The sequence below is a fragment of the Streptomyces sp. CA-288835 genome (genome assembly GCF_050936385.1).
Lineage (GTDB): Bacteria > Actinomycetota > Actinomycetes > Streptomycetales > Streptomycetaceae > Streptomyces.
Genome location: NZ_JBNJMW010000001.1, coordinates 6,007,148 through 6,032,802, shown reverse-complemented (window position 1 = coordinate 6,032,802; position 25,655 = coordinate 6,007,148). Strand labels below are relative to the sequence as shown.

The following is a 25,655-nucleotide window of genomic DNA, read 5'->3' as shown; positions in this document are numbered from 1 at the left end:
TCAGCCGCAAGTTGCAGTTTGGTTTCCCTTGCAGTACAGAGCCTGCGGAGCGCATGTGACCGCGGGCTCTCGTCGTTTTCAGACGAATGCAGTTGTTTACACAATCGCTGGTTCTGGAGCAGGGCAACCCTTTGGGCCCAAGGAGGGCTTATGGCTACCGGAACCGTGAAGTGGTTCAACGCCGAAAAGGGCTTTGGCTTCATCGCCCAAGAAGGCGGAGGCCCCGACGTCTTCGTCCACTACTCCGCAATCAACGCGAGCGGCTTCCGCTCCCTCGAAGAGAACCAAGCGGTTACCTTCGACGTCACCCAGGGTCCGAAGGGCCCGCAGGCGGAGAACGTCACACCCGTCTGATCCTTCGGCCTCTAGAGCGGACGCTCTGAGCTCCGGAACGAGTGCAGTACCTAAGGAGCCCCTTCACCTATTCGGTGGCGGGGCTCCTGCCTTTTGCCTCCGGCGGGCGCCTAGTGGGGTGGGTTTTGGGGTTCGTTGGCGGGTGCGGGCTCGTTGTGGCTGGTCGCGCCCACGCGGCGGAGCCGCAAATTGATACAGCCCCGCGCCCCTAAAAAACCTGCGCCTTCCCACGCACATACGAGCCAAAGGCCCCGTTCGCCCTCCGCCGCGCAGCGGCCACGCCCGCCCTACCTCTCGTACAACCCCTCGATCTCCGCCGCGAAGTCCCTTGCGATCGCATCCCGCCGTAGCTTCATCGTCGGCGTCAGGTGCCCGGCCTCCTCGCTGAACCTCCCCGGCAGAATGGCGAAGCGGCGGATCGACTCCGGGCGGGAGACCAGCTTGTTGGCCTCGTGGATGGCGCGTTTGAGGATGGTGTTCAACTCCTCGTCGTCCACCAGGAGTTCGTTGGGCACCGCGTGTTTGTTGTTCATCTGGCGCCAGTGGGTGATGCCTTCGGGGTCGAGGGTGATCACGGCGCTGACGTACGGGCGGCCGTCACCTACGACCATGACGTGGGCTATCAGGGGGTGGGAGCGGAGCCAGTCCTCCAGGGGGGCCGGGGCGACGCTCTTGCCGCCGGCCGTGATCAGGATTTCCTTCTTGCGGCCGGTGATCGTGAGGTAGCCCTCGTCGTCCAGGGTGCCGATGTCGCCCGTCGCGAACCAGCCGTCGGGGGCGGCAGGGGCGACTCCGCCCGCGTGCGGATCCCAGTAACCCCGGAAGACATGGTTGCCGCTCAGCAGGATCTCCCCGTCCGCGGCGATACGGACCCGGGTGCCGGGCAGCGGCCAGCCCACCGTGCCGAGGCGGGGCTTGAGGGGCGGGGTGACCGTGGCAGCCGCCGTCGACTCGGTGAGGCCGTAACCCTCGAAGATCTCTATGCCCGCGCCGGCGAAGAACGCCGCCATCTCGCGGCTGAGCGGGGAGCCGCCGCAGATGGCGTAGCGGACGCGGCCGCCCAGGGCGGCCCGGATGCGGCGGTAGACGAGCGGGTCGTAGAGGGAGCGGGCCGCGCGCAGGGAGCGGCTCGGGCCGGGGCCCAGGCCGTGCTGCTCGGCCTCGATCGCCTCGCCGTACGCGCGGGCGACGCGCGTTGCGCGGTCGAAGGACGAGGCGCGGCCCATGCGTTCGGCGGTCGCGCGGCCCGTGTTGAAGACCTTCTCCAGGACGTACGGGATGGCCACCAGGAACGTCGGCTTGAACGAGGCCAGGTCGGCGAGCAGTTCCTCCGAACCGATGCTGGGCGCATGCCCCAGCCGGACGCGGGCGCGCAGGCAGCCGATCGCGATCATGCGGCCGAAGACGTGGGAGAGGGGGAGGAAGAGGAGGGTGGCCGCCGGTTCGTCGGTGAGGGATCTGAAGGCGGGGTAGAGGAGTTCGATGGCGTTGTCGACCTCGGCGAAGAAGTTGCCGTGGGACAGCGCGCAGCCCTTGGGGCGACCGGTCGTACCCGAGGTGTAGATGATCGTGGCGAGGGTGCCCGGCCCCAACATCCCACGGCGTACGGCGACTTCCGCGTCCGGAACGTTCCTGCCCGACTCGGCGAGCCGCTCCACGTGCCCCTTCTCGAAGACCCACACATGCCGCAGATCCGGGAGCCTCTCCATCTCCGGGCCCAGCGCGGCGGCCTGCGCGGCGCTCTCGACGGCGAGCGCGACGGCCCCGGAGTCCTGGAGGATCCAGCGGGTCTGGAAGAGGGAGGAGGTCGGGTAGATCGGCACGGTCACCAGGCCGGCGGCCCAGGCCGCGAAGTCCAGCAGCGTCCACTCGTACGTCGTACGCGCCATGATGGCGATCCGGTCGCCCGGCATCAGCCCCTCGCCGATCAACCCCTTGGCCAGCGCCAGCACTTCGTCAGCGAACGCGTTCGCCGTCACGTCCAACCAGTCGCCGTCCGGCCCCTTGCGGCTCAGTACGACCTGGGCGGGGGCGTCGCTCGCGTTGTCGAACGGGATGTCCGCGAGCGAACCGTGCGTGATCGGCGCGACGAGCGGCGGCACCGACGCCTCCCGTACGACCCCGTCCAGCCGCTTGAGATCCGGCTCGACGAGGGCTGGTGCAGGGGTGGAGGACTTTCTGGCGGACATGGGGCGGCTCCTCTTCGTCATGCCCGGCGGTCCCCCCGCAAGGCCCCATGGGTGCTACGGGGCTGATCTACCCGGTGTTCAGTGGGAGTGGGTCCATCAACATACGCATTACGACGTACGCGGGTGCCGTGAGCGAACCGTCTTCACCAGCGACGACGCCACCCTCCACACACATTCACAGGCGCCGGGTGCGTCTCGACCACTTTCTGACTTCTGAGTAATCTTACTTTGGAGTAAGCATCACGATCAGATCCAGATCAGAGCCACGACCGGATCCGCGATCAGAGCCCCGATCAGATCTGCGATCAGATCTGCGACCGGATCTGCGACCGGATCCCCACCAGATGCACCACCAGATCCACAACTGCGCCGATCGAGCTGGGAGTTCTTGGACGATGGCCGACCGCCCCATGCGCCCCCTACGCAACGAGACCCTGGCCGCCGCCCCAGCCCTCGCTCCCCTCCTCACCCGCGGCGCGCTCCTCTCCCCCTTCAAGCGGCCCCGGGCAGCCGACGACACGGATCTTCCCCCGACTCGCCTCGTACTCCCCGGAGTTCGCATCGACCTCGCCAAACTCGCCGGGTACGAGCGCGTCTGCGGGTACGGCGTGGGTGCCGACGCGCTGCCGGTGACGTATCCGCATGTGCTGGGGTTTCCGCTGGCCATGCGGTTAATGAGTGAGCGGGCGTTTCCGCTGCCGTTGCTCGGGCTTGTGCACACGTCCGTCGAGATCGTGCAGCGGGAGGGGCTTCCGGCGACCGGGGAGTACGAACTCCAGGCGTACGTCGAGGGGTTGGTGCCCCATCGGCGTGGGACCGAGGCGACGCTCGTCACGGAGGCACGGGCCGGGGGCAGGCTCGTATGGGAGTCGAGGAGTACGTATCTTGCGCGGCATCGGACCTCGCAGGGCACGCGCAGCGCGCAGAGCACGGGCAGTACGCCGCACAGTGCGCAGAGCGCGCGACCTTCTCGGCCCCATCAGCCCCCTCAGCCCCTTCCCGCCATCGCCGAGTGGCGGCTCGGTGGGGATCTCGGGCGGCGATACGGGGCGGCGTCCGGGGATCGGAACCCGATCCATCTGCATCCGGTCACGGCTCGGCTCTTCGGCTTCCGTCGGCCCATCGCGCATGGCATGTGGACCGTGGCGCGCTGCCTGGCTGAGCACGGGGTTCCCGAAGGCGCGTACGTCAAGGCCGAGTTCAGGGCGCCGGTGCTGTTGCCGGGGGTGGTGACGTACGCGGCGAAGGGGGGTGCCTTCGAGCTGCGTGGGGGTGGGGAACGCGTGCACGTCAGGGGCGAGGTGCGGACACTGGCGTGAGGTCGTATCCGGCGTGAGGCGTTGCCTGGCTGGACGCGTTACGGCTTCGGAGGGTTCCAGGCCCGGCCGTCCATGAGGTTTCCGAGGCCCGCCCAGGCGAAGTTCATCAGGGTCGCCGCCGCCTGCTTGGCTGAGACGCCGGGGGTGCTGTTGGCCCAGGCTGCGAGGGACTCGGCCGCTCCGACCAGGGCCTCGGCCAGGCCGGCGACCTCGTTCTCGGCGCGCTCGGGGGGCGGCGGCTCCCGGTTCGCCTCGCGGGCGGCCACCGCTATCAACTGGGTGACGAACGCGACGAGTTCCTCCCGCATCGCGGCGACTTCGGCGGCGAACGGCTCGCCGTGCGTACGGGCCTGGAGGTGCAACACCGCCCAGCCGTCCGGGTTCTGCGCGGTGTGCGTGAAGAACGCCCGCAGGCCTTCCCAGAGTTGGCGGTCGGCGGGCAGACCGGGGTGAACTCCCGCGCGTACGGCGGCCGTCAGGGCGGCGGCCTCGCGGCGGATGCAGGCCGTGAAGAGGTCTTCCTTGGAGTTCAGGTACAGGTACACCAGCGGCTTGGACACGCCCGCCAGATCGGCGATCTCGTCCATCGAAGCGGCCCGGTACCCCCGCTGCCCGAAGGTCCGCACGGCGGCGTCCAGCATCTGCTGTTCACGCACGGCACGCGGCATCCGCTTGTTCTTCACAGCACCCATATGGCTTAGCGTACGGTCCGCCTGGCGGCGAAGGCCGCGTTATGAGGGCCGGGCTTACGAAGGCTGGGTTTACGAAGGCTGGCCCTGTGCGCCGCCGCGGGCCGCGTCGTCCGCGGTGTCCTCCTGGGAACGGTTGCGCTCCAGGTTGGCCTTGGTGCGGTCCACCCGCTCGACGATCTTCGCGGAGGCACGGTCGCGCTCCTTGCGCAGGACCACGAAGCTGATCGGGGCGGAGAGCACGAGGGCGAGCAGGACGATCCACATGCCGTTGGAGTCGCCGAGGCCGCGCGGGGCGATGCCGGAGTAGACGAGGCCCCAGACGACCACGAGGCAGCCCACGAAGATTCCGAGGCGCATCAGCGTGTAGCGGAGCATCTCAATCCACTCTTCCCGTTCGAACGTTCCCAAAGGGCACCCTCCAGTCAAGCATGTTCTGGGTTTGAGCTCGCAGGGGGGCCTGCGGGGGCTCAGCGGGGCCTCCATGGCTTCAAGCTGAGAAGCCTCGGGCGGAGTGGTGCCTCAGGCGGGTGACCTCAGGTGAGGCGGGTGAGTGGCAGCAGCATCGTGATGTCGTCGCGGTCGTCACCGGGGGCTACGCGGATCGCGCCGGGTACGCGGCCGACCTCCTTGTAGCCGCAGGAGGCGTAGAAACGCTCGAGTCCCAGTCCGCCGCGGCAGGTGAGCCGTATCGCGTCGATGCCCTCGAAGCCGGCGGCCGCCTCCGCGGCGGCTGCGAGCAGGTCGCGTCCGTAGCCCTTGCCCTGGTGCTTCGGGTGCACCATCACCGTGTAGAGCCACACCCAGTGCGTCATCAGCCGGTGCGTGTTGAAGGCGAAGAAGGCGGTTGCGGCGATGTCTCCGTCCTCGTCGCGGCCGATCAGCAGCCGCATACGGCCTTCGCTCATCGCGGCCAGGTGCTTGATGAGTTCCGGGCGGATCGCGTCGGGGGCCACGGGTGGTACGAAGCCGACGGCACCGCCTGCGTTGGATACGTCGGCCCAGAGGGTGAGGATGCCGTCGCGGAGGGCGGGGTCTACGGTGGGGTCGAGGGTGAACGTAAGGGGCATGGGGCGAGAGTATCTATTACCGCGTACGAGGCTCAAGGCATTCAGAGGACTCGCGGACGCCCTGCGCGCCAACGGACCGGCGTTCTCCCCTCATTCTCCGCTTGGCCCGCGTTCAGCCCAGTGCCCTTGCCGCCACCTTCAGGTCGGAGACCAGTCCCTGGTACACCGCCTCGCGGTCGTCGGCGCGTAGGGCTGCGGACGGGTGGATGGTGGCGACCACGCGGGTCTGGCGGCCGTGGATCTCCTCCTCCAGGAGGGTTCCGCGTTGCTGCGTGACGCGGAACGAGGAGCCGAGCAGGGCCTTGCCCGCCGTTGCGCCGAGTATGACGATCAACTCCGGGTCCACCAGGGCGAGTTCGGCGGCCAGCCAGGGGCCGCAGGCCGTCATCTCGCGCAGGCTCGGTGCCTTGTGGATACGGCGCTTGCCGGGGCCGGAGCGGGTGAACTTGAAGTGCTTGACCGCGTTCGTGACGTACGTCTGGGTGGGGTCGATGCCTGCCTCGGCCAGAGCGCGGTCGAGCAGGCGGCCCGCGGGGCCGACGAACGGCTTGCCCTGCCGGTCCTCCTGGTCGCCGGGCTGTTCGCCGACGATCAGTACGCGGGCGTCGGTGTCGCCGTTGCCGAATACGGTCTGTGTGGCGTCCCGGTGCAGGGGGCAACCGCGGCAGTCGGCGGCGGCCTTGCGGAGGGCGGCCAGGCCGCCGCGCTCCGGCACGAACGGCTCCGCCGTGTACGCGTCCTCGGGGGCCTTAGTGGTGACCATGCGGCCCGAGTACCCCTGCCGCGCGGTGCCTCACGCGGATTTCTCCCCCACCCCGCCCCTTCCCGTAACAAGGGGCGCTGCCCCTGGACCGCGCTGGGGCTCCGCCCCAGACCCCAATCGGCCTGAACGGCCTCGTCCTCAAACGCCGGACGGGCTGGATTGCCATGCCTCGGCTGAAAAGGTGCCGGTGGGTGGGGGTGGGTGGTGTCGCTGGGGGCGGGTGGGTGAGCGTCGGCCCGAGCGGCCTTGTCGTCTCGCGCTGGACGGGCTGGGGGTGCCTGGGCCCGGCTGAAGAGCGCTGGCGGGTGGAGCGCTGGGGGCCTGGGCTCTGCTGGAGAGCGCAGGGTGCCGTGCGCCCCGTAAGGGGCGCGGGGAACTGCGCGACCAGCCACCAACCACCCGCACCCTCCCGACCACCCCACTTGGCACCCCCGATGGAGCCGGGGGTCAAGAGGGCGGAGCCCTCTTTGATCAGACCCGCATCGGCTGAGGCGACTCGCGACGCGACGCGTCCGGGCCCTCGTACTCGCGGATGATCTCGTACCGCGTGTTCCGTTCCACCGGACGGAACCCGGCGTCCCTGATCAGGTCCAGCAAGTCCTCGCGGGTCAACTTGTTCGGCGTGCCGTAGTTGTCGGCGTCGTGGGTGATCTTGTACTCGACCACCGAGCCGTCCATGTCATCGGCCCCGTGCTGCAACGCCAACTGCGCGGTCTGCACGCCATGCATGACCCAGAAGACCTTGACGTGCGGCACGTTGTCGAAGAGCAGCCGAGAGACCGCGAAGGTCTTCAGGGCTTCCGCACCCGTCGCCATCTGCGTGCGCGCCTGCAGCCGGTTGCGTACCTTGCCGTCCTTCATGTCGACGAAGTCGTGCTGGTAGCGCAACGGGATGAAGACCTGGAAGCCACCCGTCTCGTCCTGCAGTTCACGCAGGCGCAGCACGTGATCAACCCTGTGCCTCGGCTCTTCGATGTGGCCGTACAGCATCGTGCACGGGGTCTTCAGACCCTTCGCATGCGCCAGGCGGTGGATGCGCGACCAGTCCTCCCAGTGCGTGCGGTGGTCGACGATGTGCTGGCGTACCTCCCAGTCGAAGATCTCCGCGCCGCCGCCGGTGAGGGACTCCAGGCCCGCCTCGATCAGCTCGTCCAGGATCTCCGACGCCGACAGGCCCGAGATCGTCTCGAAGTGGTGGATCTCGGTCGCCGTGAAGGCCTTCAGAGAGACGTTCGGCAGCGCCTTCTTCAGCTCCGACAGCGACCGCGGGTAGTAACGCCACGGCAGATTCGGGTGCAGGCCATTGACGATGTGCAGCTCGGTGAGGTTCTCGCCCTCCATCGCCTTGGCGAGCTTCACCGCCTCCTCGATGCGCATCGTGTACGCGTCCTTCTCGCCCGGCTTGCGCTGGAAGGAGCAGTACGCACACGACGCCGTGCATACGTTCGTCATGTTGAGGTGCCGGTTGACGTTGAAGTGGACGACGTCACCGTTCTTACGGGTCCGCACCTCGTGCGCCAGCCCGCCCAGCCAGGCCAGGTCGTCCGACTCGTACAGCGCGATGCCGTCCTCACGGGTGAGCCGTTCACCGGCCCGGACCTTCTCCTCCAGCTCGCGCTTGAGCCCGACGTCCATGCCTTTACCTCTCCTCGAAGACGAACCCTGCCAACCGTACGCCTGAGCCCTTATGCCTCTTCGGGCAGCTCACCCACCCGGTTCTCCCACTTCGTGGAGAGCACGATCGTCGTACGCGTACGGGACACGCCCTTCGTCCCCGACAGCCGCCGGATCGTCTTCTCCAGGCCGTCCACATCCGGCGCCCGGACCTTGAGCATGAACGAGTCGTCGCCCGCGATGAACCAGCAGTCCTCGATCTCGTTCAGGTCCCGCAGCCGGTGCGCGACGTCCTCGTGGTCGGCGGCGTCGGAGAGCGAGATGCCGATCAGGGCGGTGACGCCGAGGCCGAGCGAGGCGGCGTCGACCGTCGCGCGGTAGCCGGTGATGACACCGGCGGCCTCCAGGCGGTTGATGCGGTCGGTGACGCTGGGTCCCGACAGTCCGACGAGGCGTCCCAGCTCCGCGTAGGAGGCCCGGCCGTTCTCCCTCAGGGCCTGGATGAGCTGCCTGTCCACCGCGTCCATGCGATCGATAGCCTTCCGCTGAAGAGTTCTTGAAGTACGAAGTCCTGAAGTGCTGCGTGGGTGCTGCTCGTTGCTCAACCGGTCTTGCTCAGGTGGGGCGTGAGCCGCCGCCCAGTTCGCCCTCCCAGCGGCGGTACAGCGTGTGCTCGACGCCCGCCGCGTCCAGCACCCGCCCGGCGACGAAGTCGACGAGGTCCTGGATGTGGGTGGCGCCCGCGTAGAACGCCGGGGACGCCGGCAGTACGGTCGCGCCCGCGTCGTCCAGGGTTACGAGGTGCCGCAGGGTCTGCCCGTTCAGCGGGGTCTCGCGGACGGCGACGACCAGCTTGCGGCGCTCCTTGAGCGTGACGCTCGCGGCGCGTTGCAGCAGGTCCTTCGAGAGGCCGAGCGCGACCCCGGCGACACAGGCCGTGGACGCGGGCACGATGAGCATGCCTTTCGAGGCGTACGAGCCTGAGGACGGCCCCGCTGCCAGGTCACCGGGACTCCAGTGACGTACGTCCTGGGCCTGGATGTCGAAGGTGCCGGGCTTGCCGTCCGCGCCACGGGCCAGCCATTCGCGCAGGTCCTCGTCCCAGTGGGCGTCCCGGAAGCTGATCCCCGTCTCGTCCAGCAACGTCAACCGCGAAGCCCTGCTGACGATCAGGTCGACGCTGTCCCCTGCATCCAGAAGCGCACGCAGCACAGCAGCGGCATACGGCGTACCGGACGCACCCGAGACCCCCACGATCCAAGGCGTGCGCTGCGTCTGTCCTGGCTTCATGGTGTCGAGCCTATCCGGCGACCCGAAGCGGGAACGGCCCGAGGGGCCCGCCCGTTAATCTGACAGAGCCGGGCGACTGGTGCGTGCGGCACTACGGGTGGACATGGGGGACGGCGATGGCTGGTAAGGACGTCAGTTGGACCCGGAGTGACCGGGGCTGGTCGCAGGGCGAGCGGGCCAAGACGGCTGCCAAGTTGATGGTGGGCTGGGTGGCCTTGCTGTGGCTGCTCGAAGTGGTCGACGTGAGCACGGGTCACTCGCTGGACGGCCTCGGAATCACTCCGCGTACGCCGTCGGAGCTGGTCGACATCGTGCCGGCCTCGTTCATCCATTTCGGCTTCGCCCACCTGGCAGCGAACACGGTTCCGCTGCTCGTCCTCGGCTTTGTCGCGGCCCTCAGCGGGCTGCGCCGTTTCGCCGCCGCGGCCGCGCTGATCATCGTGGCCGACGGGCTCGGCGTCTGGCTGATATCTCCGGCGCACACCAACACCGCCGGGGCCTCCGGCCTGATCTTCGGGCTCTTCGGCTTCCTGGTGATCAGCGGCTTCGTGGAGCGCAGGCCGCTCGGCATCGTGGCCGGGATACTGATCGCGGCGGTCTGGGGCAGCTCGGTCCTCGTGGGCATAGCCCCCACCGACAGCACGGTCAGCTGGCAGGGGCATCTCGTCGGCCTGGTGTCCGGCGTGGCAGCGGCCTTCCTGTTCCGCCGCCGCTCGGCCTCCGGCTCACCCGAAAGGGCCATCCGGTAAGCCGCGTACGGCGCGTATGGCACGTACGGGCGGAACGGTACGAGCCGGTAAGCCGCGTACGAGCGGAACAGTACGAGCTGGCAGGCCGCGTACGGGCAGATCCGTACGAGCCGGTCAGACCGTGAGGCCGCGCACGAGCAGGTCGATCAGGGCGCAGATGAAGAGGCTGATTCCGATGAAGCCGTTCGTCGAGAAGAACGCCCTGTTCACCCGGGACAGGTCGTGCGGCTTCACGATCGAGTGCTCGTAGAGGAACGCGGCGGCGACGATCAGCAGGCCCAGCCAGAAGAAGGCGCCCGCGTCGGTGGCCAGGGCGTACCAGACGAACAGTGCCGTGGTGATGGTGTGGCAGCCGCGGGCGCCCCAGATGGCGGCCGGGATGCCGAAGCGGGCCGGGACCGACATGACGCCGATCTCGCGGTCCGTCTTGACGTCCTGGCAGGCGTAGATCAGGTCGAAGCCGCCGATCCAGATGCCGACCGCGAGGCCGAGGATCACCGCGTCCCAGGACCATTCGCCGGTGATCGCCAGCCAGCCGCCGATCGGGCCCATGGCCTGGGCGAGACCGAGGATGGCCTGCGGGAAGTTCGTGAACCGCTTGCCGTAGGGGTAGACCACCATCGGGATCACGGCGATGGGGGCGAGGGCGAGGCAGAGGGGGTTGAGCAGGGCCGCGGCTCCGAGGAAGAAGACCAGGGCGACCAGCGCGCCCGTCCACGCGTGCCGCACCGTCATCGCGCCGGTGACCAACTCCCGTTGCGCGGTACGGGGGTTACGGGCGTCGATCTCGCGGTCGATGATCCGGTTCGCGGCCATGGCGAACGTACGCAGCCCGACCATCGCGATGGTGACGAGGAGGAGCCGGCCCCAGTGAATGTTCCGGTCGAGCTGGAACATCGCCGTCAACGCGGCGATGTAGGCGAAGGGCAGCGCGAAGACGGAGTGCTCGATCATGACGAGGCGCAGGAACGCCTTCGTACGGCCGGGCTGCGGGATCGCTGCGGATGCGCTGCTCACGAGAGTCCGAACTCCCTTCTGCTGCACGGGCGATACGCGCTGATCACGTTGCTGATCACGTTGCCGCTCACTTGAGTCCGTACTCCTTCCAGCGGCGGTCGACGAGCGCCGCCGTCTCCGGGTCGGACAGCACCATGTCCGGCCAGCCGCCGTCGCGCGTGTAGCCCTCCTCGGGCCACTTCTTCGTCGCGTCGATGCCCGCCTTGCCGCCCCAGAATTGCTGGTAGGAGGCGTGATCGAGGTGGTCGACCGGGCCTTCTACGACCGTGAGATCGCGGGCGTAGTCCGTGTTGCCGAGGGCGCGCCACGCGACCTCGTGCAGATCGTGGACGTCGCAGTCCGAGTCGACGATCACGATCAGCTTGGACAGGGACATCATGTGCGCGCCCCAGATCGCGTGCATCACCTTCTGGGCGTGCTTCGGGTACTTCTTGTCGATCGCGACGATCGCGCAGTTGTGGAAACCGCCCGCCTCGGGGAGGTGGTAGTCCACGATGTCGGGAACGATGATCTTGAGGAGCGGCAGGAAGAACCGCTCCGTTGCCCGGCCGAGAGGTCCGTCCTCGGTCGGAGGGCGGCCGACCACGATCGACTGGAGCAACGGCCGCTTCCGCATCGTCACGCAGTCGATCGTCAGCGCCGGGAACGGTTCCTGCGGGGTGTAGAAGCCGGTGTGGTCGCCGAAGGGCCCCTCCGGGAGCATCTCGCCCGGCTCCAGCCATCCCTCCAGTACGACCTCCGCCTGCGCCGGCACCTGCAACGGCACCGTCTTGCAGTCGACCATCTCGATCCGCTTGCCCTGGAGGAACCCGGCGAAGAGGTACTCGTCGATGTCGCCGGGGAGCGGGGCGGTGGAGGCGTAGGTGACGGCGGGCGGGCATCCGAACGCGATCGCGACCGGGAGCTTCTCGCCCCGGCGCGCGGCCACTTGATAGTGGTTCCGGCTGTCCTTGTGGATCTGCCAGTGCATGCCGATGGTGCGCTTGTCGTGGCGCTGGAGGCGGTACAGCCCGAGGTTGCGGATGCCGCTCTCCGGGTCCTTGGTGTGGGTGAGGCCGAGGTTGAAGAAGGACCCGCCGTCCTTCGGCCAGGTGAAGAGGGCGGGGAGCTGGTCGAGGTCGACGTCGTCGCCCTTGACGACGACCTCCTGCACGGGCGCGTTGTCGGACTTCACCTTCTTCGGCGGTACGTGCGTCATGGCGCCGAGCTTCCCGAAGGCCTCGCGCACGCCGACGAACCCGTGCGGCAGTTCGGGCTTGAGCAGCCCGCCGATCTTCTCGCTGATCTCGCCGTACGACTTCAGGCCGAGCGCCTTGAGCAGGCGGCGGTCGGTCCCGAAGACGTTCATCGCGAGCGGCATGGCCGACCCGCGTACGTTCTCGAAGAGCAGCGCCGGACCGCCCGACTTCTGTACGCGGTCGACGATCTCCCCCACTTCCAGATACGGGTCGACCTCGGCCTTGACGCGCTTGAGGTCACCCTCGCGTTCCAGTGCCCTGAGCAGGGAGCGAAGATCGTCGTAAGCCATGCCGTCAAGTATCGCCGAGGGCAGTCGGAAGCATGCGCGCGCCCCGCGTTCCGGCCGGGGGTCCGGCCCGCCGCGCAGCGGCAATGGGACACAGCGCCCCCCGGGGTAGCACAGCTGCTACGGGCTACCCTGGCCCGGTAACGGGGCCTGGTCCAGCGGCCCCGATCGCAACGCAAGGGAGTGCTCATGCTCAGGGTGCTGATGGTGCTGGTGCCGCTGGGGCTCAGCATCTACGCGTTCATCGACTGCATCAGCACCGATGAGAAGCAGATCCGGTACATCCCGAAGCCGCTCTGGGCCATGCTCGTCCTACTCTTCCCGCTGGTGGGCTCCATCTCCTGGCTGCTGGTGGGCAAGGAGCGCACGCCGCGGCGCCCCGCCGGCGGTGGCCGCCGCGACGGCTGGGTGGCGCCGGACGACAACCCCGAGTTCCTGAAGTCCCTGAAGGACGAGGAACCGAAGGACGAGAAGCACGACGAGAAGCCGGACGAAAAGCTGGACGAAAAGCGAGACGAGGACGGCGAGAAGTGACGCCGGGAGCCGGCGAGAACTGACGGCGAGCTGACCGCGAGCTGACGGCAAGAGCTAACGCTCCTGCCGGAGCCGGTACAGCTCCGCCCACTGCTCCGCGGTAAGGCTCTTCGGCAGGACATGCGGGGCGATCCGGTGGTGGCGCGTCCAGCGGCGGATCCGTTGCCGCGGCAGCTCGGGCGCGGCCGCGGCGAGCATCTCCGGCAGGCCGCGGCCTTTGGCGGTGAACACCCGCTGGACGAAGTCCTGGTAGCGCCGCTGCTCGCGACGGTCGACGAGGGAACGCTCCCGCCGGGACACCGTCATCAGCCCGCCGTCGACACCGGGTCGCGGCCGGAACGCCGCCGCCGGTACGCGTCGTACGAGCCGGAACTCGAACCACGGCCACCACTGCGCCGTCATCATCGTCGCCCCGCCCACACCGGCCCGACGGCGCGCGACCTCCCACTGCACGAGCAGGACGGCGTCGGTCCAGCCGGGGGCGTTGAGGATGCGCCGGAGCATGGCGGTCGTCTGGTGGAAGGGCAGGTTGCCCACCAGGACATGGGGCGTGCTGGGGACCGTATAGCGGAGGAAGTCCGCCCGGACGATGGCGGTCGACGGGCGCGTACGGCGATCGAGGCGGGCCGCGCGCCGGTCGTCGATCTCGATGCCGGTCAGGGGCCTGGCGAGGCCTTGCAGGGGGAGGGTGAGCGCGCCGTCTCCGGCGCCGATCTCGATGATCGGCCCGTCGGTACGGGTCACGAGGCCGACGATGGCGTCGATGACACTCTGATCGACGAGGAAGTTCTGACCGAGCTCGTGACGGCCAGGACGGCCAGGACGCCGGTGTGAGTGCTGATGACGCTGCGTGCGCACAGGATCTCCGCGGCTTCGAAGGGAAGCCGGGCAGCACGGCAGGGGCCGCCCGGCGGGAGGTCTCCGGAGCGGCGGCTGCTCTCGTTACGCGAGATCGTTACGCGTGAGGCGTTACGTCGTGAGAGTGCCCGCCGCTAGAAGCGACGGGTCCTGGTGATTGCTGCGGCTGCGCACATGCCGATCAAGTTACGTCACGCCAAGTACCCCTCGGCAACTCATTTTTCGGTACAACACTGGGGAGCATGGAGCCCATGGATCAGGCACAGGCACGCGCATGGCTCGCCACCGCCGTCCAGGAGGCGCGGGCGGGGCTCGCCGAGGGCGGCATCCCGATCGGCGCCGCGCTCTATGGCACCGACGGGACCGTCCTGGGCCGCGGCCACAACCGTCGCGTCCAGGACGACGACCCGTCCATGCACGCGGAGACGTCCGCCTTCCGCGCGGCCGGCCGGCAGCGGACGTACCGCGGTACGACGATGGTGACGACCCTCTCACCGTGCTGGTACTGCTCCGGCCTGGTGCGCCAGTTCGGCATCTCGCGGGTGGTGATCGGCGAGGCGACAACGTTCCACGGCGGCCACGACTGGCTGGCCGAACACGGCGTGGAGATCGTCCTGTTGAACGACCCCGAGTGCACCGCCCTGATGCACGACTTCATCAAGAACAACCCGGCTCTGTGGAACGAGGACATCGGTGAGTGAGCCCCGCATCCCGACCATCGACCTACGCCCCTGGCTCTCCGGCGACCCCGCGGCCCGCAAGGAGATCGCGCGCACGGTCGACGCGGCCTTGCAGACCGCCGGGTTCCTGCTGGTGACAGGGCACGGCGTGGACCCGGAGCTGCGGACGGCCATCCGGGACTCCGCCCGCGCCTTCTTCCGGCTGCCGGTCGAGGTCAAGCAGCCGTACGCCGCCCAAGTCGGCGGCCGCGGCTGGCTCGGCCCGGGCGCGGAGGCCAACGGCTACGCGGAGGGAACCGAGACCCCACCGGACCTGAAGGAGTCGCTGACGTTCGCGACGCACGAGCCCTTCGAGGACCCGGTCGTGAACGCGGAGTGGTACGCGCCGAACGTCTGGCCCGCGGAGGCCCCCGAGTTGAGGCCGCTCTGCGAGGAGTACCTGGCCCGGATGGCGGCCCTGGAGAACCACCTCCTGAGCCTCCTCGGCGAAGCCCTCGGTCTCGAACCCGCCTTCTTCACCCGTCACATGAGCCACCCCACCTACGGCTTCAACATCAACTGGTATCCGGGCAGGGACGTACTGGGCGTCCCCGAGCCGAACCAGTTCCGCATCGGCCCGCACACCGACTTCGGCACGGTCACGATCCTCGACCGCCAGTCCGGCAAGGGCGGCCTGCAAGTCTTCACAGACGAAGGCGGCTGGGAGAACGCCCCGTACGACCCCGAGGCGTTCACCATCAACATCGGTGACCTAATGGCCCGTTGGACGGGCGACCGCTGGCGCTCGGGCCGCCACCGGGTCCTGCCCCCGCCCGCGGACGCACCCGCCGAGGAGCTGATGTCCCTCGTCTACTTCGGCGAGTGCACACCGGGGACGCTCGTGGAGTCGGTACCGGCGCCGGTCGGGCGGGTGGCGTACGAGCCGGTGGACTCGCACGTATACCTGCGGGAGAAGCTGGACTCGATCACGGTCGGCTGATCACGAAGAAGCGGCAGAGTCGGCCCTTGCCTCCAAAGGCCCAGGCGGCGCCCGCTGCAAGCTCGATGCGGGACAACTGCGCGTGCTGGAGACGGTGTTGGATGCCGGCCCGGCCACCTCCGGCTGGTCCGACCGTAGCGAGTGCTGGAAGGTCGCGGTGTTCCTGGGCGTTGCTTCAGGTATGAAGATCAGCGAAGCTTCCAGAGTCAGCGGTGCGAGTGCGAGATCGTTGCGGCACTACGAGGATGAAGGCTTGATCGTCCCTGGCCGTTTCAGCAATGGGTTCCGCGACTACTGCCAGTCCACTATCGATCGGGTGCTCGTTATCCGCTCGCTGCTGGAGTCCGGGCTGCCTGTGCGGTTGATCAGGGAAGTCCTGCCCCGTCTCACTGACGGATCCGATGCCGGCACCGAAGTGGTGTGCGCGGAGTTCCTGCACGAGGTACAGAGCTTTCGTGATCGGCTCGCTGCTCGCATCGCCGTTCTCAGCGATCAGCAGGCGGCACTGGACTCCTACCTTCGAGAGGCCCGCCGTATTGATCTCTGAACGTTCCCTTGACCTTGACGTAAGTGTCAGATTCCTACGTTCGGTGCATGGAGATCAACGAGCAGCGGCACACCGCTGAGCAGACGGTACGAGCACTGATCCAACGGTCGCACCGGGGACCGAAAGACCTGGCCCTGACGACCGAACAGCGCCGTCCCACTCCGGGGCCCGGCGAGTACCTGATCCGCGTGGGCGCCGCCGGTGTCAACTTCGCTGACGTCATGCAGACGCATGGAAATTACGGTGGAGGCCCGCAGGCGCCCTACGTGGCGGGTTTCGAGGCTGTCGGCGAGATCGTGGGTGTCGGCCCGGACGTCGAGAGTCCTCTCCAACTCGGTACCCACGTCGTCGGCACTGGCCCCGGCGCCTTCGCGCAGTACATGACGATGCCTGCCGCGGGTGTACTCCCCGTGCCTTCCGGCTGGAGCGACGCCGAAGCTCTCGGCCTGGTGCTGAACTGGGTTACCGCGTTGGCGGCACTGAAGACGTTGGGCGAGATCAAGGCTGGTGAGGTAGTCCTCGTACATGCCGCGGCCGGAGGCGTGGGGCAGGCTGCCGTTCGCCTCGCCCGCCACTACGGAGCGCGCGTGATCGCCACGGCGTCACCAGCGAAGCATGACACCGTCCAAGCGCTCGGCGTCGACGAGGTTCTGGACAGTCGACGCCCCGATCTGGCTGAGGAGATCACACGCCTGACCGGCCGTGTCGACCTGGTCCTTGAATCAGTGGGACAGGCCACGTTCAAGGCCAGCCTGTCGGCCACCAAACGCTTCGGACGCATCGTCGTGTTCGGCGCCGCTTCCGGCGATGCCACTCTGACAACGCACGATCTGGTCTTCACCCATCAGGTCCAGGTCAAGGGTCTGCACATCGGTGCGCTGGCGGCCGCAGCACCCTCCCTCTACCAGTCGTTGCTCGTTGAGATCGCAGCCCTCATAACCCACGGCGTGTACCCGCCCGGCACCCCCCACGTCCATCCCCTGGCCGAGGGGCCGGCGGTGCTGCAGCAACTCGAAGCGGGCCAGACCTGCGGCAAGCACGCCCTCGATCCCTGGCGTTAGGAATGCCTGTGATTCACCGTAATACCCCGCAGGCTGAGGCGGTCAGACGCTGGCGAGCAGGCCCTCCAGTGGGGCGGGTACCTGGTCGGGGGCGAGGGCCTCTACTAGGACTCGGCCGTAGTGGATCTTGCGGCCTTTCTTTGTACCTAGGAAGCGGCGCAGCTGCTGGTGAGGGGTGCGGGTCTGTTGGGCGGGTTGTTGGCGGAGGGTTTGTAGGGGGCGCCAGTCGCCTTCTGACTGGATCAGGGCCTCTACTCGGGGTACGCCCAGGGCGCGGATTAGTTCGTCTTCCAGGTCTGCTGTGCAGACGAAGAACTGCTGTGCCGCGCCTGCTCGTTCCAGGCCGCGGGCGTAGTAGCTGCGCTCTCGTTCGTCGCACAGGCCTGTGAGGTTCAGGTTCAGGCCGGGGGGTCCCAGGAGGCCGGCGAAGCGGCCGACGCTCATTGCGCCGCCCATCGGGAGGACGCAGACTCCTTCGGCAGCCAGGTCGCGGCCGCGACTCGCGGCCAGGGCGTCGACCGCTGCTACGTCGCTCGGTCCTTCGAGCAGGACGGCCGCCCGGACCGGTAGTCGCTCGGCCAGTTCGCGTGCGGGGTCGGCGGGGCCACCGGCCGCCCACGCGATGACCGCATCCCGAAACGCCCCCATGTCAGCCATGGGACGAGTGTCCGCCCTATCCGGCCGCGACGGTAGGGAATTACTGCGGGCGGGGGCGGGAGGCGTGGTCGCGGTGTTGGTGGCGACGCAGGAGGACGTCGGCGTCGGTTTCTGCGCTGCGGTTGCCTTGGGCTCGGGCGTCGTCTCGGGTGATGGCGAGCTCCGTGCACGTTGCGCAGCCGGGGGTGGGGACGGGTGGGCGGCTGAGGGCGTCGTCCGACGGAAATGGCTGATGCAGCATCACACCCGCCGCTTCGTACGGTGGTTCGCCGCCCTCAGCGTGGCGTCGATGCGCTCCTCCTGCGTTGCCGGGCGGAGCAGTGCCGGGTCTGCCTCCCACTCGCGGCCGCCGCCGACCGGGCGCAGCATCGCGTACGGGCCCGCCTTGTCGCGGTACTCCCCCACCTTGCGCGTACCCGGGTCGTAGACGAGCGCCCCCGGCCTCAACTGCCCTGCTTCGTCCGCCATTTCCACTCCGTACGTTCTTTGCCATTCGCACCTGCCAGGGGTGCATGACTCGTTACTCTGGGTGAATCAAGCGTTGCGTAGCGGAGCGTGGCGTTTCAACGCCGGACGCGTGCCACTGGCCCACTGTCACGGAGGGAAGTTGTGAGCCGACGTAATGCCGAAGGGGGTTCGGCCGCCACCACCGGGGCCGTTTTCGGGGAGCTGCTCAAGCACTTCCGCGAGGCGGCGGGGCTGACGCAGGAAGGGCTGGCGAAGGAGATCCCTTGCGATCGCTCGCATGTGGCTCGGGTGGAGGCGGGGACGCGGGTCCCGCAGGACACGTTCGCCAAGAAGTGCGATGAAGTCCTGGATACGGGTGGGGTGTTGCTGCGGTTGTGGGGGCGGATTGATTGGTATCCGCAGGTGGAGCATCCGGATTGGTTCAGGCGCAGGGCTGAGATGGATGCGGTGGCCGTTGCCCTGCGGGAGTATCAGGAGCGCGTCGTGCCGGGGCTGTTGCAGACACCGGACTACGCGCGGGCGCTGTTCTCCCGCGTCGCGAGCGGCGACGAGTTGGAGGAGCGCGTTCGGGCCCGGCTGAGCCGACAGCAGCGCTTCCTCGTCGAGGGCGGTCCGCTGTACGTCGTGGTTCTGGACGAGAGCTGTCTACGGAACGTGGTGGGCAGCCCGGCCGTCATGCGTGACCAGTGCGCGCACCTGCTGAGCGTCGGACGGCGCCCCAACATCCGTATCCAGGTCGCCCCGGCAAACATCCCTGAACTCGTCCGCCCCAACGCCCCCTTGTCGTTGATCACGCTGCCCGACGGCCACAGGTGGGTCTACTCGGAATCGCTGGACCGTGGGCATTTCAACGATGATCCAGCCGTCTACACACGCCATGAGCAGACCTATGATGCGCTCAGGGCGGACTCTCTGTCGGCCCATGAGTCTGCCGCTGTGATCGGCGAGACGATGGAAGGATACGGGCGCGATGGACAGGATCGATCTCAGCAGGGCGACCTGGGTCAGGAGCAGCTTCAGCGGCGACAACGGCGGCAACTGCCTGGAAATGGCGACCTGGGTGAAGAGCAGCTACAGCGGCGACAACGGCGGCGACTGCATCGAAGTAGCCCCCGATTTCCCCGCCGTCGTCCCCGTCCGCGACAGCAAAACGCCTGACGGACCGGTCCTGTTGATCAACCGCTCCGCCTGGTCGTCCTTCATCTCAGCCATACGGAACTGACTACGTCCTCTGGCTGGTGGACGTGCAGAGTGCAGGCGTCCCCCTCGGTCCGGCTGGTGCCCTGTTCGATGAACTCGACGAACCCGTCCATGACATGACACCAGCGTGACGCGCGCCCGAGGGGGACCGCACCCATTTCAGGGGCGCTGGCCGACCTTGTCGACGACAGTGCGCTCCAGGATGGCGGTGCGGCTTGTCATCTCGCCCTTCTTGAAGCCGGACTGCATGTCTTCGACCGCGACCCCCCGCTCGCCGAGGAACTCCTTGGTCTTCTTGTCGAAGATCAGCTCGGTCCGCTCCCCATCATCGATCCGGGCCACCGCCACCCCGTGCCGGCCGGCCGCGTCCACCGCGTCGTCGATCACGAAGACGCCGGAGATCTTGGTGGCGGCCCGGTAGAGGGCGGCGGCCTGGGCGGGCGGCATCAGGGACTCGCTGACGAGGTCGCCGACGAGCACGAAGTTGGCCTCGTCCTTGCCGTTGCTGCCTATGCTGACGCTGTTCAGCCACTTGAACATCTTGTCGGGGTCGGTCGGCAGGGTCTGGAGGTGGCGGTAGTTGGTGTTGGACGGGATGCCGGGGGTCTCCTTGTCCAGCGGTTCGTGGTCGGAGCGGCGGTCGGGGTCGTGCAGCATGCCCTGCTGACTGCCATCCACCGACAGCCACACCTCGCGCTGGTGAATCGGCTCGAGCTTGGCGGGCTCTCCATCGTTCTGGACGCTCCAGCCGACCTTGCTCTTGATGTACACGAACTGGTCGTCGCGGATGCCGGTCGGCATATCGGCGTGCTCGGCGGCGAGCGCGATGTCCTCCAGCAGGGCCGCGGCCTCCTGCGAGGCGGGCCGCTCGGAGCGCTCGGTCCGCTCGGTCCGCTCGGTCCGCTCGGACGGCACGGTGAGAGTGACGGTGACGGCGGCGACCGCCGCGACCGCTCCCGCGACCAGGGCAGGGCGCAGCCACCGGGTGCGCGGACGGGCCGTGGTCGTGGCGGTCTGGGTTTCGTCTCGCCGGATCTCGGTCATCAGATGCTCCTTGAGGAGTCGGTGATGGCCCGGCGGAAGGTCTCTCTCGGGAAGTTCCGGGAGTTGGTTCATCGGTTTCCCTCCCTCAGGGGCCTGACCGCTCTGCTGCGGTCACCTCTCATCTGTCCGGCAATTTGCGGCAGTTCCAGTTCTCTGACATGTTTCGCGAGTTTTGTTCTGGCCCGCGAGAGCCGTGACCGCACGGTCCCCACCGGGATACCGAGCGCCTCGGCGGCCGCCGCATAGTCGAGACCGGACCAGACGCACAGGGCCAGCACCTCGCGCTCGGGCCGTCGAAGCTTCGTCAGGGCGGTCCGTACGAGGGCGAGTTGCGCCGAGTCGTCCAGGCGGCCGGCGATCTCGTCGGCGAAGTCGTCCACGACCTCGTCGGACGGCAGGCGGGCCACGGCGGCGGCATGTCTTCGGGCCGCGCGGCGGGTGTTGCGGGTGACGTTGGTGGCGACGCCGAGCAGCCAAGGGCGGAGCGAACCGCCCTCCTCGTCGACCTTGTCGCGCAGCCGCCAGGCGTCCAGGAAGGTCAGCGAGACGATGTCCTGGGCGGTCGTCCACTCCCCCGTGAGGCGAAAGGCATGGTTGTAGACGGAGCGCGCGTACGCGTCGAAGAGCTCACCGAAGGCGTCGTGGTCCCCCGCGCGAATACGCTTCCGCAGATTCGTGTCCACACCCTCTTCCCTGTCCGTACAACGAAGACCGGTTCCATGTGACGTACGTCACGCGGAACCGGTCTCGCGGGTGGTGCGCTGCGCTCAGCCGACGTCGGCGTACGAGTGCTTGCCGCTCACGAAGATGTTCACGCCGTAGTAGTTGAACAGCCAGCAGGCGAAGGCGGCGAGGGCGATGTACGCGGCCTTGCGGCCCTTCCAGCCGGCCGTGGCGCGGGCGTGGAGGTAGCAGGCGTACGCGACCCAGGTGATGAAGGACCAGGTCTCCTTGGGGTCCCAGCCCCAGTAGCGGCCCCAGGCGTCGCCCGCCCAGATGGCGCCCGCGATGATCGTGAAGGTCCACAGGGGGAAGACGGCGGCGTTGACGCGGTAGGAGAACTTGTCGAGAGAGGCGGAGGACGGGAGCCGCTCCAGGACGGAGGTGGCGAAACGGCCCGGCGTGCCGCCGCCCGCCAGCTTGTTCTCGTACGAGTCCTTGAACAGGTACAGGATCGTGGCGACCGCGCCCACGTAGAAGACGGCGCCGCAGAAGATCGCCGTCGATACGTGGATGTAGAGCCAGTACGAGTGGAGGGCGGGAACCAATTGGTCACTGGCGGTGTACAAGACAGTGACGGCTAGTCCGAGATCGAGGAGGACCGAGGTGACCAGGGGGAGGCCGAGCCAGCGGATGTTCTTCTTCAGCGCGAGGAGTGAGAGGTACACGCCTACGGCGACGGTGGAGAAGGTGATGTTGAACTCGTACATGTTGCCCCACGGCGCCCGCTGCACCGAGAGGGCCCGTGCGAGCACTCCGCCGAACTCGATGAGGAAGGCGAGCACGGTGAGCGACACGGCGATACGTCCGTAGAGGTCGCCCTGTTCGTCCCCGCCGTGCGCACCGGGTCCGTCCGGCACGTCCCGCGCACCGGCGGCGGCCCGCGTGACGACCTTGGGCCGCTCCAGTACGGCCGTACCACCGGCCTTCTTCACGGTGACCTCGGGCGCCCCGCCCTTCTTGGCGTCCTTCTTCGCGCCCTTCGCGTCGCTGGTGAGCGCGGCAGCCGTGCGGCTCACCTTGCTGCGGCTGCCGAAGGTCCACTCGGCGATGTAGGCGAAGAAGGCCAGCGTGTAGACGGCCATCGCGGAGTAGATCAGCGTGTTGCTGAGGTTCGCGAGGTTTTCGTTGGTCGCGGCGGCGAGGTCGGTTGCGGCGGCGAGACTCACTTGGGCTCAGCCCCTTCGGCAGGTACGGCTTGGGGGTCGGGGGTGGGGTCGGCGTCTGGATCCGGGGCGCCAGGTGCCGTGTCGTACAGGATGGCCGCCAAGTCCCCCAGTTCCTCCGGGACCTTCGCGGACTCGCTGCGGCCGAGGCCCGCCATTTCGACGACCGTGACGCCGTCGGGGCCGGCGGTGGCGCGGACCCAGACCCGGCGGCGTTGGATGAACAGGGAGGCGGCGAGGCCGAAGATGGCGGTCAGGGCTCCGGCGAGGGCCCAGCCGCTGCCGGGCTGTTGGGTGACCTGGAAGCCGGCCCACTCCTTGATGTCCTTCTCGAAGGTGACCGAGCCGGCGCCGTTCGGGAGCTTCATGGTCTCGCCTGGAAGGAGGCGTTGCTTGAACAGTTCGCCCTTGGAGTCCTTGAACTCCTTCATGTTCTTCGTGTCGAGCTGGTACACGCTCTGCGGGAGGCCCGAGTTGACGCCCAGGTCGCCGTGGTAGGCGGAGAGCGCCAGTACGGGGAAGTCCAGCGCCGGGAACTGGGACTGCATCTGGCCCTGGCCTGCCCCCGCGAAGGTCGGCACGAAGAAGGCGTTGAAGCCGAGCTGTTCCTTCTGGCCCTTGGCGTTGGTGTAGCCGTCGAGGACCTTGATCGCACCGGAGGAGGTGACGTTGGCGTCGAGCGGCAGCATCGGCACGGCCTGGCTGAAGACGACGTCACCCTTGGCGTCGCGGACGGTGACGACGGGGGCGTAACCATGGCTGACGAGGTAGACGTTCGAGCCGTCGATCTTCAGCGGCTCGTTGACCTCGATCGTCCGCGTCTTCTCCTCGCCGTCGGCGCCTTCGCTGTAGTTGACGGCGGCCTCGTAGATGCGCGGGGTGCCCCGGTTGGGCCCTGTCCTCGCGTACGTGCCCTTGAAGTCCTTCAGGGTGAAGCTGAAGGGATTCAGGTTGTCGTTGCTGAAGAGGTTCCCGGACTTGAAGTCGTCGTACTGCGTGAGGGTGTTGGCGAAGCCGTCGCCCTCGATGATCAGCTTGTTGCCCTCGGACTTGAAGAGCTGGCCCCAGGCGAAGGCGATCAGCATCACGATCAGCGCGATGTGGAAGGCGAGGTTGCCGACCTCACGGAGGTAGCCCTTCTCGGCGGCGACGGCGTCACCGGCGGTGTGCGCACGGAAGCGCCGCTTCTTCAGCAGCGTGAGCGCGGCCTCGCGGACCTGCTCGGGCTCGGCCTCGGTACGCCATGTCGTGTAGGCGGGCAGCCGGGTCAGGCGTCGGGGTGCGCCGGGCGGCCGGCCGCGCAACTGGCCGACGAACTGCCAGGTGCGGGGCACGATGCAGCCGATGAGCGAGACGAACAGCAGGATGTAGATCGCCGAGAACCACACGGAGCTGTAGACGTGGAACAGCCCGAGCTTCTCGTAGATCGGCGTCAGCGTCTCGTGATCCTGCGCGAACTTCTCGACCTTCATCTCGTCGGTCCCGCTCTGCGGGATCAGCGAGCCGGGAATCGCGCCGAGCGACAGCAGGAAGAGCAGGAGCAGCGCGACCCGCATGGAGGTGAGCTGCCGCCAGAACCAGCGGGCCCAGCCGATGACGCCCAGCGAGGGCAGGTTGGGCGCGTCCTCGCGGGGGGCGGTGGAGAGCTGCGAGCCGGCGGCGCCGAGCTCGTTGTCGTCCCGTACGGCCGTGTTGTCGTCCTGCGCGGCGGTGCCCTTGCCGGTGTCAGTGGTGCTCATGGATCAGACCCCTACAACGAAGCCGTTGGACCAGACCTGCATCTCCTGCACGAGGCGGTCCCACGCGCCCGTCAGCAGGAGCACTCCGGTCAGGATCATCATGGTGCCGCCGATCCGCATCACCCAGACATAGTGACGTTTGACCCAGCCGAAGGCACCGAGCGCCTTGCGGAAGGCGACCGCGGCAAGCACGAAGGGCAGGCCGAGGCCGAGGCAGTACGCGACGGTCAGTATGGCCCCGCGGCCCGCGCTCGCCTGTTCAAACGACAGGGCCTGCACGGAGGCGAGGGTCGGGCCGATGCAGGGCGTCCAGCCGATCCCGAAGAGCGCGCCGAGGACGGGGGCACCCACCAGACCCGTCACCGGCCGCTTGTGGAACCGGAATTCACGCTGGGTGAGCCAGGGCATCAGGCCCATGAAGAAGATGCCCATGAGGATCATGAGCCCGCCGAGCACTTTGGACAGGGTGCTCTGGTGCTCCAGCAGGGTCGAGCCGAAGTAGCCGAACAGCGCCCCGCCGGACACGAACACGGCGGTGAAGCCGAGTACGAAGAGGGAGGCGCCCACGACCATGCGCCCGCGCCGGGCCTCCGCCAGGTCGGTGCCGGTGACTCCGGTGACGTACGAGAGGTAGCCGGGTACGAGCGGCAGGACGCACGGCGAGAAGAAGGACACGAGCCCGCCGAACATGGCGACCGGCAGGGCGAGGAGCAGGGCCCCGCTGAGGATCGTGGTGTTGGGGTCTGTGGCTGCGGCGAGGAGGGACACGAGCGGTCACTTCTCCGCGAGGATCGGCTTGATCATCTTGCGGAGCGTCTTTTCGCTGAGCGGCTGCAGCGAGCGCGAGGCGATGTTGCCCTCCCGGTCGACGACGATCGTGGTGGGGACCGCCTGCGGGTTGAGCGTGCCCTTTTCGAAGCGGAGCATGAGCTTGCCCGTCGGGTCGTACAGGCTGGGATAGGTGACCCCGTACTCCTTCTCGAAGGCCACCGCGGGTTTGGTGCTGGTGTCGCGGGTGTTGATGCCGACGAACTGTACGCCCTGGTCCTTGAGGTCTTCGGAGACCTTGACGAAGTTCTTGGCCTCCAGGCGGCAGGGGCCGCACCAGGAGCCCCAGACGTTGAGGACGACGATGTCGCCCTTGTAGTCGGCGACATCGAGCTGCTCGCCGTCGATGGTCTTGCCGGACAGCTCGGGGGCCGCTGCTCGCTCGCCCTTCTCTACGGTGGCGATGCCGTCGGTGCCGGTGACGAAGCCGGTGTTGCCCGACCCTCCGGACGTACCCCCGGATCCGCATGCGGTCAGCGCCAGTGCCGCGACGGCGGCCCCGCTGGTGAACAGGGCGGCGCGACTGCGCGTACGACTGGACGGGCGGGTGCGGTTCGAGCGCTGGGGGTCGTGGCTTGCGGCACTCATGTGAAAA

General features: G+C 68.2%; 29 protein-coding genes and 1 pseudogene. 11 read left to right on the top strand and 19 right to left on the bottom strand.

The window, feature by feature from the left end:
• The first annotated feature begins 150 nt into the window (after positions 1-150).
• Positions 151-354, top strand: coding sequence for a cold-shock protein (locus ACQEVY_RS27515; RefSeq protein ID WP_033319512.1), 204 nt, complete (start codon positions 151-153; stop codon positions 352-354).
• Positions 355-641: 287 nt separating this feature from the next.
• Here the strand turns inward: ACQEVY_RS27515 and ACQEVY_RS27510 are convergent, their stop codons facing one another.
• Positions 642-2,543, bottom strand: coding sequence for an AMP-dependent synthetase/ligase (locus tag ACQEVY_RS27510; protein WP_432952096.1), 1,902 nt, complete (start codon positions 2,541-2,543; stop codon positions 642-644).
• Between the two features lie 395 nt (positions 2,544-2,938).
• Between ACQEVY_RS27510 and ACQEVY_RS27505 the strand changes: the two genes are divergently transcribed.
• Positions 2,939-3,862: a MaoC/PaaZ C-terminal domain-containing protein gene (locus tag ACQEVY_RS27505; RefSeq protein WP_432952095.1), complete on the top strand. Its 924-nt coding sequence runs from the start codon at positions 2,939-2,941 to the stop codon at positions 3,860-3,862.
• A 38-nt stretch (positions 3,863-3,900) separates the two neighbouring features.
• Here ACQEVY_RS27505 and ACQEVY_RS27500 read toward each other — a convergent pair whose 3' ends face one another.
• From ACQEVY_RS27500 to ACQEVY_RS27470, 7 genes are all read right to left on the bottom strand, one after another.
• Entirely contained in the window at positions 3,901-4,554 is a 654-nt protein-coding gene (locus ACQEVY_RS27500; protein WP_432952094.1) for a TetR/AcrR family transcriptional regulator, read from the bottom strand.
• Positions 4,555-4,623: 69 nt separating this feature from the next.
• Positions 4,624-4,929 carry a DUF4229 domain-containing protein gene (locus ACQEVY_RS27495; RefSeq protein ID WP_328770936.1) on the bottom strand — a complete coding sequence of 102 codons (306 nt, stop codon included), beginning with the start codon at positions 4,927-4,929 and terminating at the stop codon, positions 4,624-4,626.
• Between the two features lie 158 nt (positions 4,930-5,087).
• A complete protein-coding gene (locus ACQEVY_RS27490) occupies positions 5,088-5,621 on the bottom strand; it encodes an N-acetyltransferase family protein (RefSeq protein WP_432952093.1) in 534 nt (177 codons plus the stop codon).
• Positions 5,622-5,733: 112 nt separating this feature from the next.
• The gene (locus tag ACQEVY_RS27485; RefSeq protein WP_432952092.1) at positions 5,734-6,384 is read right to left on the bottom strand and encodes a UdgX family uracil-DNA binding protein; all 651 of its coding nucleotides are present in this window, start codon (positions 6,382-6,384) and stop codon (positions 5,734-5,736) included.
• 471 nt (positions 6,385-6,855) lie between these two features.
• Positions 6,856-8,019, bottom strand: coding sequence for an aminofutalosine synthase MqnE (gene mqnE, locus ACQEVY_RS27480; protein ID WP_432952091.1), 1,164 nt, complete (start codon positions 8,017-8,019; stop codon positions 6,856-6,858).
• Between the two features lie 50 nt (positions 8,020-8,069).
• Positions 8,070-8,525 carry an Lrp/AsnC family transcriptional regulator gene (locus ACQEVY_RS27475; protein ID WP_328770932.1) on the bottom strand — a complete coding sequence of 152 codons (456 nt, stop codon included), beginning with the start codon at positions 8,523-8,525 and terminating at the stop codon, positions 8,070-8,072.
• Between the two features lie 88 nt (positions 8,526-8,613).
• Positions 8,614-9,288, bottom strand: coding sequence for a UbiX family flavin prenyltransferase (locus ACQEVY_RS27470; protein ID WP_432952090.1), 675 nt, complete (start codon positions 9,286-9,288; stop codon positions 8,614-8,616).
• 116 nt (positions 9,289-9,404) lie between these two features.
• Between ACQEVY_RS27470 and ACQEVY_RS27465 the strand changes: the two genes are divergently transcribed.
• The gene (locus tag ACQEVY_RS27465; RefSeq protein ID WP_432952089.1) at positions 9,405-10,037 is read left to right on the top strand and encodes a rhomboid family intramembrane serine protease; all 633 of its coding nucleotides are present in this window, start codon (positions 9,405-9,407) and stop codon (positions 10,035-10,037) included.
• A gap of 114 nt (positions 10,038-10,151) precedes the next feature.
• On the opposite strand, the gene mqnP is transcribed toward ACQEVY_RS27465, so the two are convergent.
• Positions 10,152-11,054, bottom strand: coding sequence for a menaquinone biosynthesis prenyltransferase MqnP (gene mqnP / locus ACQEVY_RS27460; RefSeq protein WP_432952088.1), 903 nt, complete (start codon positions 11,052-11,054; stop codon positions 10,152-10,154).
• A gap of 67 nt (positions 11,055-11,121) precedes the next feature.
• Positions 11,122-12,582, bottom strand: a complete 1,461-nt coding sequence (locus tag ACQEVY_RS27455; RefSeq protein ID WP_328770928.1) for a menaquinone biosynthesis decarboxylase — start codon at positions 12,580-12,582, stop codon at positions 11,122-11,124.
• Between the two features lie 186 nt (positions 12,583-12,768).
• Between ACQEVY_RS27455 and ACQEVY_RS27450 the strand changes: the two genes are divergently transcribed.
• On the top strand, positions 12,769-13,113 hold the full coding sequence (locus tag ACQEVY_RS27450) for a PLD nuclease N-terminal domain-containing protein (protein ID WP_432952087.1): 345 nt from the start codon (positions 12,769-12,771) through the stop codon (positions 13,111-13,113).
• A gap of 54 nt (positions 13,114-13,167) precedes the next feature.
• On the opposite strand, the gene erm is transcribed toward ACQEVY_RS27450, so the two are convergent.
• Complete coding sequence (gene erm, locus ACQEVY_RS27445) at positions 13,168-13,971, bottom strand: 23S ribosomal RNA methyltransferase Erm (RefSeq protein ID WP_432952086.1); 804 nt, start codon at positions 13,969-13,971, stop codon at positions 13,168-13,170.
• 242 nt (positions 13,972-14,213) lie between these two features.
• Here erm and ACQEVY_RS27440 point away from each other — a divergent pair, with 242 nt between their 5' ends.
• From ACQEVY_RS27440 to ACQEVY_RS27420, 5 genes and pseudogenes are all read left to right on the top strand, one after another.
• Positions 14,214-14,672, top strand: a complete 459-nt coding sequence (locus ACQEVY_RS27440; protein ID WP_432952085.1) for a nucleoside deaminase — start codon at positions 14,214-14,216, stop codon at positions 14,670-14,672.
• Positions 14,665-15,630 carry an isopenicillin N synthase family dioxygenase gene (locus tag ACQEVY_RS27435; protein WP_432952084.1) on the top strand — a complete coding sequence of 322 codons (966 nt, stop codon included), beginning with the start codon at positions 14,665-14,667 and terminating at the stop codon, positions 15,628-15,630. Before ACQEVY_RS27440 ends, ACQEVY_RS27435 begins: the two co-directional genes overlap by 8 nt.
• A gap of 19 nt (positions 15,631-15,649) precedes the next feature.
• Positions 15,650-15,787 (top strand): annotated as a pseudogene (locus tag ACQEVY_RS27430) (IS630 family transposase); the annotation flags it as partial.
• A gap of 24 nt (positions 15,788-15,811) precedes the next feature.
• Positions 15,812-16,177 carry a MerR family transcriptional regulator gene (locus ACQEVY_RS27425; protein WP_432955421.1) on the top strand — a complete coding sequence of 122 codons (366 nt, stop codon included), beginning with the start codon at positions 15,812-15,814 and terminating at the stop codon, positions 16,175-16,177.
• 47 nt (positions 16,178-16,224) lie between these two features.
• Positions 16,225-17,238, top strand: coding sequence for an NADPH:quinone oxidoreductase family protein (locus tag ACQEVY_RS27420; protein ID WP_432952083.1), 1,014 nt, complete (start codon positions 16,225-16,227; stop codon positions 17,236-17,238).
• A gap of 42 nt (positions 17,239-17,280) precedes the next feature.
• Here ACQEVY_RS27420 and ACQEVY_RS27415 read toward each other — a convergent pair whose 3' ends face one another.
• Both ACQEVY_RS27415 and ACQEVY_RS27410 read right to left on the bottom strand, forming a co-directional pair.
• Complete coding sequence (locus ACQEVY_RS27415; RefSeq protein WP_432952082.1) at positions 17,281-17,895, bottom strand: TOPRIM nucleotidyl transferase/hydrolase domain-containing protein; 615 nt, start codon at positions 17,893-17,895, stop codon at positions 17,281-17,283.
• A gap of 240 nt (positions 17,896-18,135) precedes the next feature.
• Entirely contained in the window at positions 18,136-18,363 is a 228-nt protein-coding gene (locus ACQEVY_RS27410; protein WP_235990170.1) for a hypothetical protein, read from the bottom strand.
• A 141-nt stretch (positions 18,364-18,504) separates the two neighbouring features.
• Between ACQEVY_RS27410 and ACQEVY_RS27405 the strand changes: the two genes are divergently transcribed.
• Both ACQEVY_RS27405 and ACQEVY_RS27400 read left to right on the top strand, forming a co-directional pair.
• Positions 18,505-19,521 (top strand): helix-turn-helix domain-containing protein, encoded by a 1,017-nt coding sequence (locus tag ACQEVY_RS27405; protein WP_432952081.1) that lies wholly within the window; start codon positions 18,505-18,507, stop codon positions 19,519-19,521.
• Positions 19,463-19,585 carry a DUF397 domain-containing protein gene (locus tag ACQEVY_RS27400; protein ID WP_432955419.1) on the top strand — a complete coding sequence of 41 codons (123 nt, stop codon included), beginning with the start codon at positions 19,463-19,465 and terminating at the stop codon, positions 19,583-19,585. The genes ACQEVY_RS27405 and ACQEVY_RS27400 overlap by 59 nt, the downstream gene beginning before the upstream one ends.
• A 137-nt stretch (positions 19,586-19,722) precedes the next feature.
• Here ACQEVY_RS27400 and ACQEVY_RS27395 read toward each other — a convergent pair whose 3' ends face one another.
• The 6 genes from ACQEVY_RS27395 to ACQEVY_RS27370 form a co-directional block, all read right to left on the bottom strand.
• Positions 19,723-20,679 (bottom strand): CU044_5270 family protein, encoded by a 957-nt coding sequence (locus ACQEVY_RS27395; protein ID WP_432952080.1) that lies wholly within the window; start codon positions 20,677-20,679, stop codon positions 19,723-19,725.
• On the bottom strand, positions 20,676-21,290 hold the full coding sequence (locus tag ACQEVY_RS27390) for an RNA polymerase sigma factor (RefSeq protein ID WP_432952079.1): 615 nt from the start codon (positions 21,288-21,290) through the stop codon (positions 20,676-20,678). Before ACQEVY_RS27390 ends, ACQEVY_RS27395 begins: the two co-directional genes overlap by 4 nt.
• Before the next feature lie 84 nt (positions 21,291-21,374).
• Positions 21,375-22,496 carry a c-type cytochrome biogenesis protein CcsB gene (ccsB, locus tag ACQEVY_RS27385; protein ID WP_432952078.1) on the bottom strand — a complete coding sequence of 374 codons (1,122 nt, stop codon included), beginning with the start codon at positions 22,494-22,496 and terminating at the stop codon, positions 21,375-21,377.
• Positions 22,493-24,232 carry a cytochrome c biogenesis protein ResB gene (gene resB, locus ACQEVY_RS27380; protein WP_432952077.1) on the bottom strand — a complete coding sequence of 580 codons (1,740 nt, stop codon included), beginning with the start codon at positions 24,230-24,232 and terminating at the stop codon, positions 22,493-22,495. Before resB ends, ccsB begins: the two co-directional genes overlap by 4 nt.
• Positions 24,233-24,235: 3 nt before the next feature.
• A complete protein-coding gene (locus ACQEVY_RS27375) occupies positions 24,236-25,000 on the bottom strand; it encodes a cytochrome c biogenesis CcdA family protein (protein WP_432952076.1) in 765 nt (254 codons plus the stop codon).
• Positions 25,001-25,006: 6 nt separating this feature from the next.
• A complete protein-coding gene (locus tag ACQEVY_RS27370; protein WP_432952075.1) occupies positions 25,007-25,648 on the bottom strand; it encodes a TlpA family protein disulfide reductase in 642 nt (213 codons plus the stop codon).
• Between the last annotated feature and the right edge of the window lie 7 nt (positions 25,649-25,655).

Bases quoted from the DNA above. Each gene is read 5' to 3' on its own strand.
- ACQEVY_RS27515 (WP_033319512.1), top strand. From the start codon at position 151: ATGGCTACCGGAACCGTGAAGTGGTTCAACGCCGAAAAGGGCTTTGGC.
- ACQEVY_RS27510 (WP_432952096.1), bottom strand. From the start codon at position 2,543: ATGTCCGCCAGAAAGTCCTCCACCCCTGCACCAGCCCTCGTCGAGCCG.
- ACQEVY_RS27505 (WP_432952095.1), top strand. From the start codon at position 2,939: ATGGCCGACCGCCCCATGCGCCCCCTACGCAACGAGACCCTGGCCGCC.
- ACQEVY_RS27500 (WP_432952094.1), bottom strand. From the start codon at position 4,554: ATGGGTGCTGTGAAGAACAAGCGGATGCCGCGTGCCGTGCGTGAACAG.
- ACQEVY_RS27495 (WP_328770936.1), bottom strand. From the start codon at position 4,929: ATGCTCCGCTACACGCTGATGCGCCTCGGAATCTTCGTGGGCTGCCTC.
- ACQEVY_RS27490 (WP_432952093.1), bottom strand. From the start codon at position 5,621: ATGCCCCTTACGTTCACCCTCGACCCCACCGTAGACCCCGCCCTCCGC.
- ACQEVY_RS27485 (WP_432952092.1), bottom strand. From the start codon at position 6,384: ATGGTCACCACTAAGGCCCCCGAGGACGCGTACACGGCGGAGCCGTTC.
- mqnE (WP_432952091.1), bottom strand. From the start codon at position 8,019: ATGGACGTCGGGCTCAAGCGCGAGCTGGAGGAGAAGGTCCGGGCCGGT.
- ACQEVY_RS27475 (WP_328770932.1), bottom strand. From the start codon at position 8,525: ATGGACGCGGTGGACAGGCAGCTCATCCAGGCCCTGAGGGAGAACGGC.
- ACQEVY_RS27470 (WP_432952090.1), bottom strand. From the start codon at position 9,288: ATGAAGCCAGGACAGACGCAGCGCACGCCTTGGATCGTGGGGGTCTCG.
- ACQEVY_RS27465 (WP_432952089.1), top strand. From the start codon at position 9,405: ATGGCTGGTAAGGACGTCAGTTGGACCCGGAGTGACCGGGGCTGGTCG.
- ACQEVY_RS27455 (WP_328770928.1), bottom strand. From the start codon at position 12,582: ATGGCTTACGACGATCTTCGCTCCCTGCTCAGGGCACTGGAACGCGAG.
- ACQEVY_RS27450 (WP_432952087.1), top strand. From the start codon at position 12,769: ATGCTCAGGGTGCTGATGGTGCTGGTGCCGCTGGGGCTCAGCATCTAC.
- ACQEVY_RS27440 (WP_432952085.1), top strand. From the start codon at position 14,214: ATGGAGCCCATGGATCAGGCACAGGCACGCGCATGGCTCGCCACCGCC.
- ACQEVY_RS27425 (WP_432955421.1), top strand. From the start codon at position 15,812: ATGAAGATCAGCGAAGCTTCCAGAGTCAGCGGTGCGAGTGCGAGATCG.
- ACQEVY_RS27420 (WP_432952083.1), top strand. From the start codon at position 16,225: ATGGAGATCAACGAGCAGCGGCACACCGCTGAGCAGACGGTACGAGCA.
- ACQEVY_RS27415 (WP_432952082.1), bottom strand. From the start codon at position 17,895: ATGGCTGACATGGGGGCGTTTCGGGATGCGGTCATCGCGTGGGCGGCC.
- ACQEVY_RS27410 (WP_235990170.1), bottom strand. From the start codon at position 18,363: ATGGCGGACGAAGCAGGGCAGTTGAGGCCGGGGGCGCTCGTCTACGAC.
- ACQEVY_RS27395 (WP_432952080.1), bottom strand. From the start codon at position 20,679: ATGAACCAACTCCCGGAACTTCCCGAGAGAGACCTTCCGCCGGGCCAT.
- resB (WP_432952077.1), bottom strand. From the start codon at position 24,232: ATGAGCACCACTGACACCGGCAAGGGCACCGCCGCGCAGGACGACAAC.
- ACQEVY_RS27370 (WP_432952075.1), bottom strand. From the start codon at position 25,648: ATGAGTGCCGCAAGCCACGACCCCCAGCGCTCGAACCGCACCCGCCCG.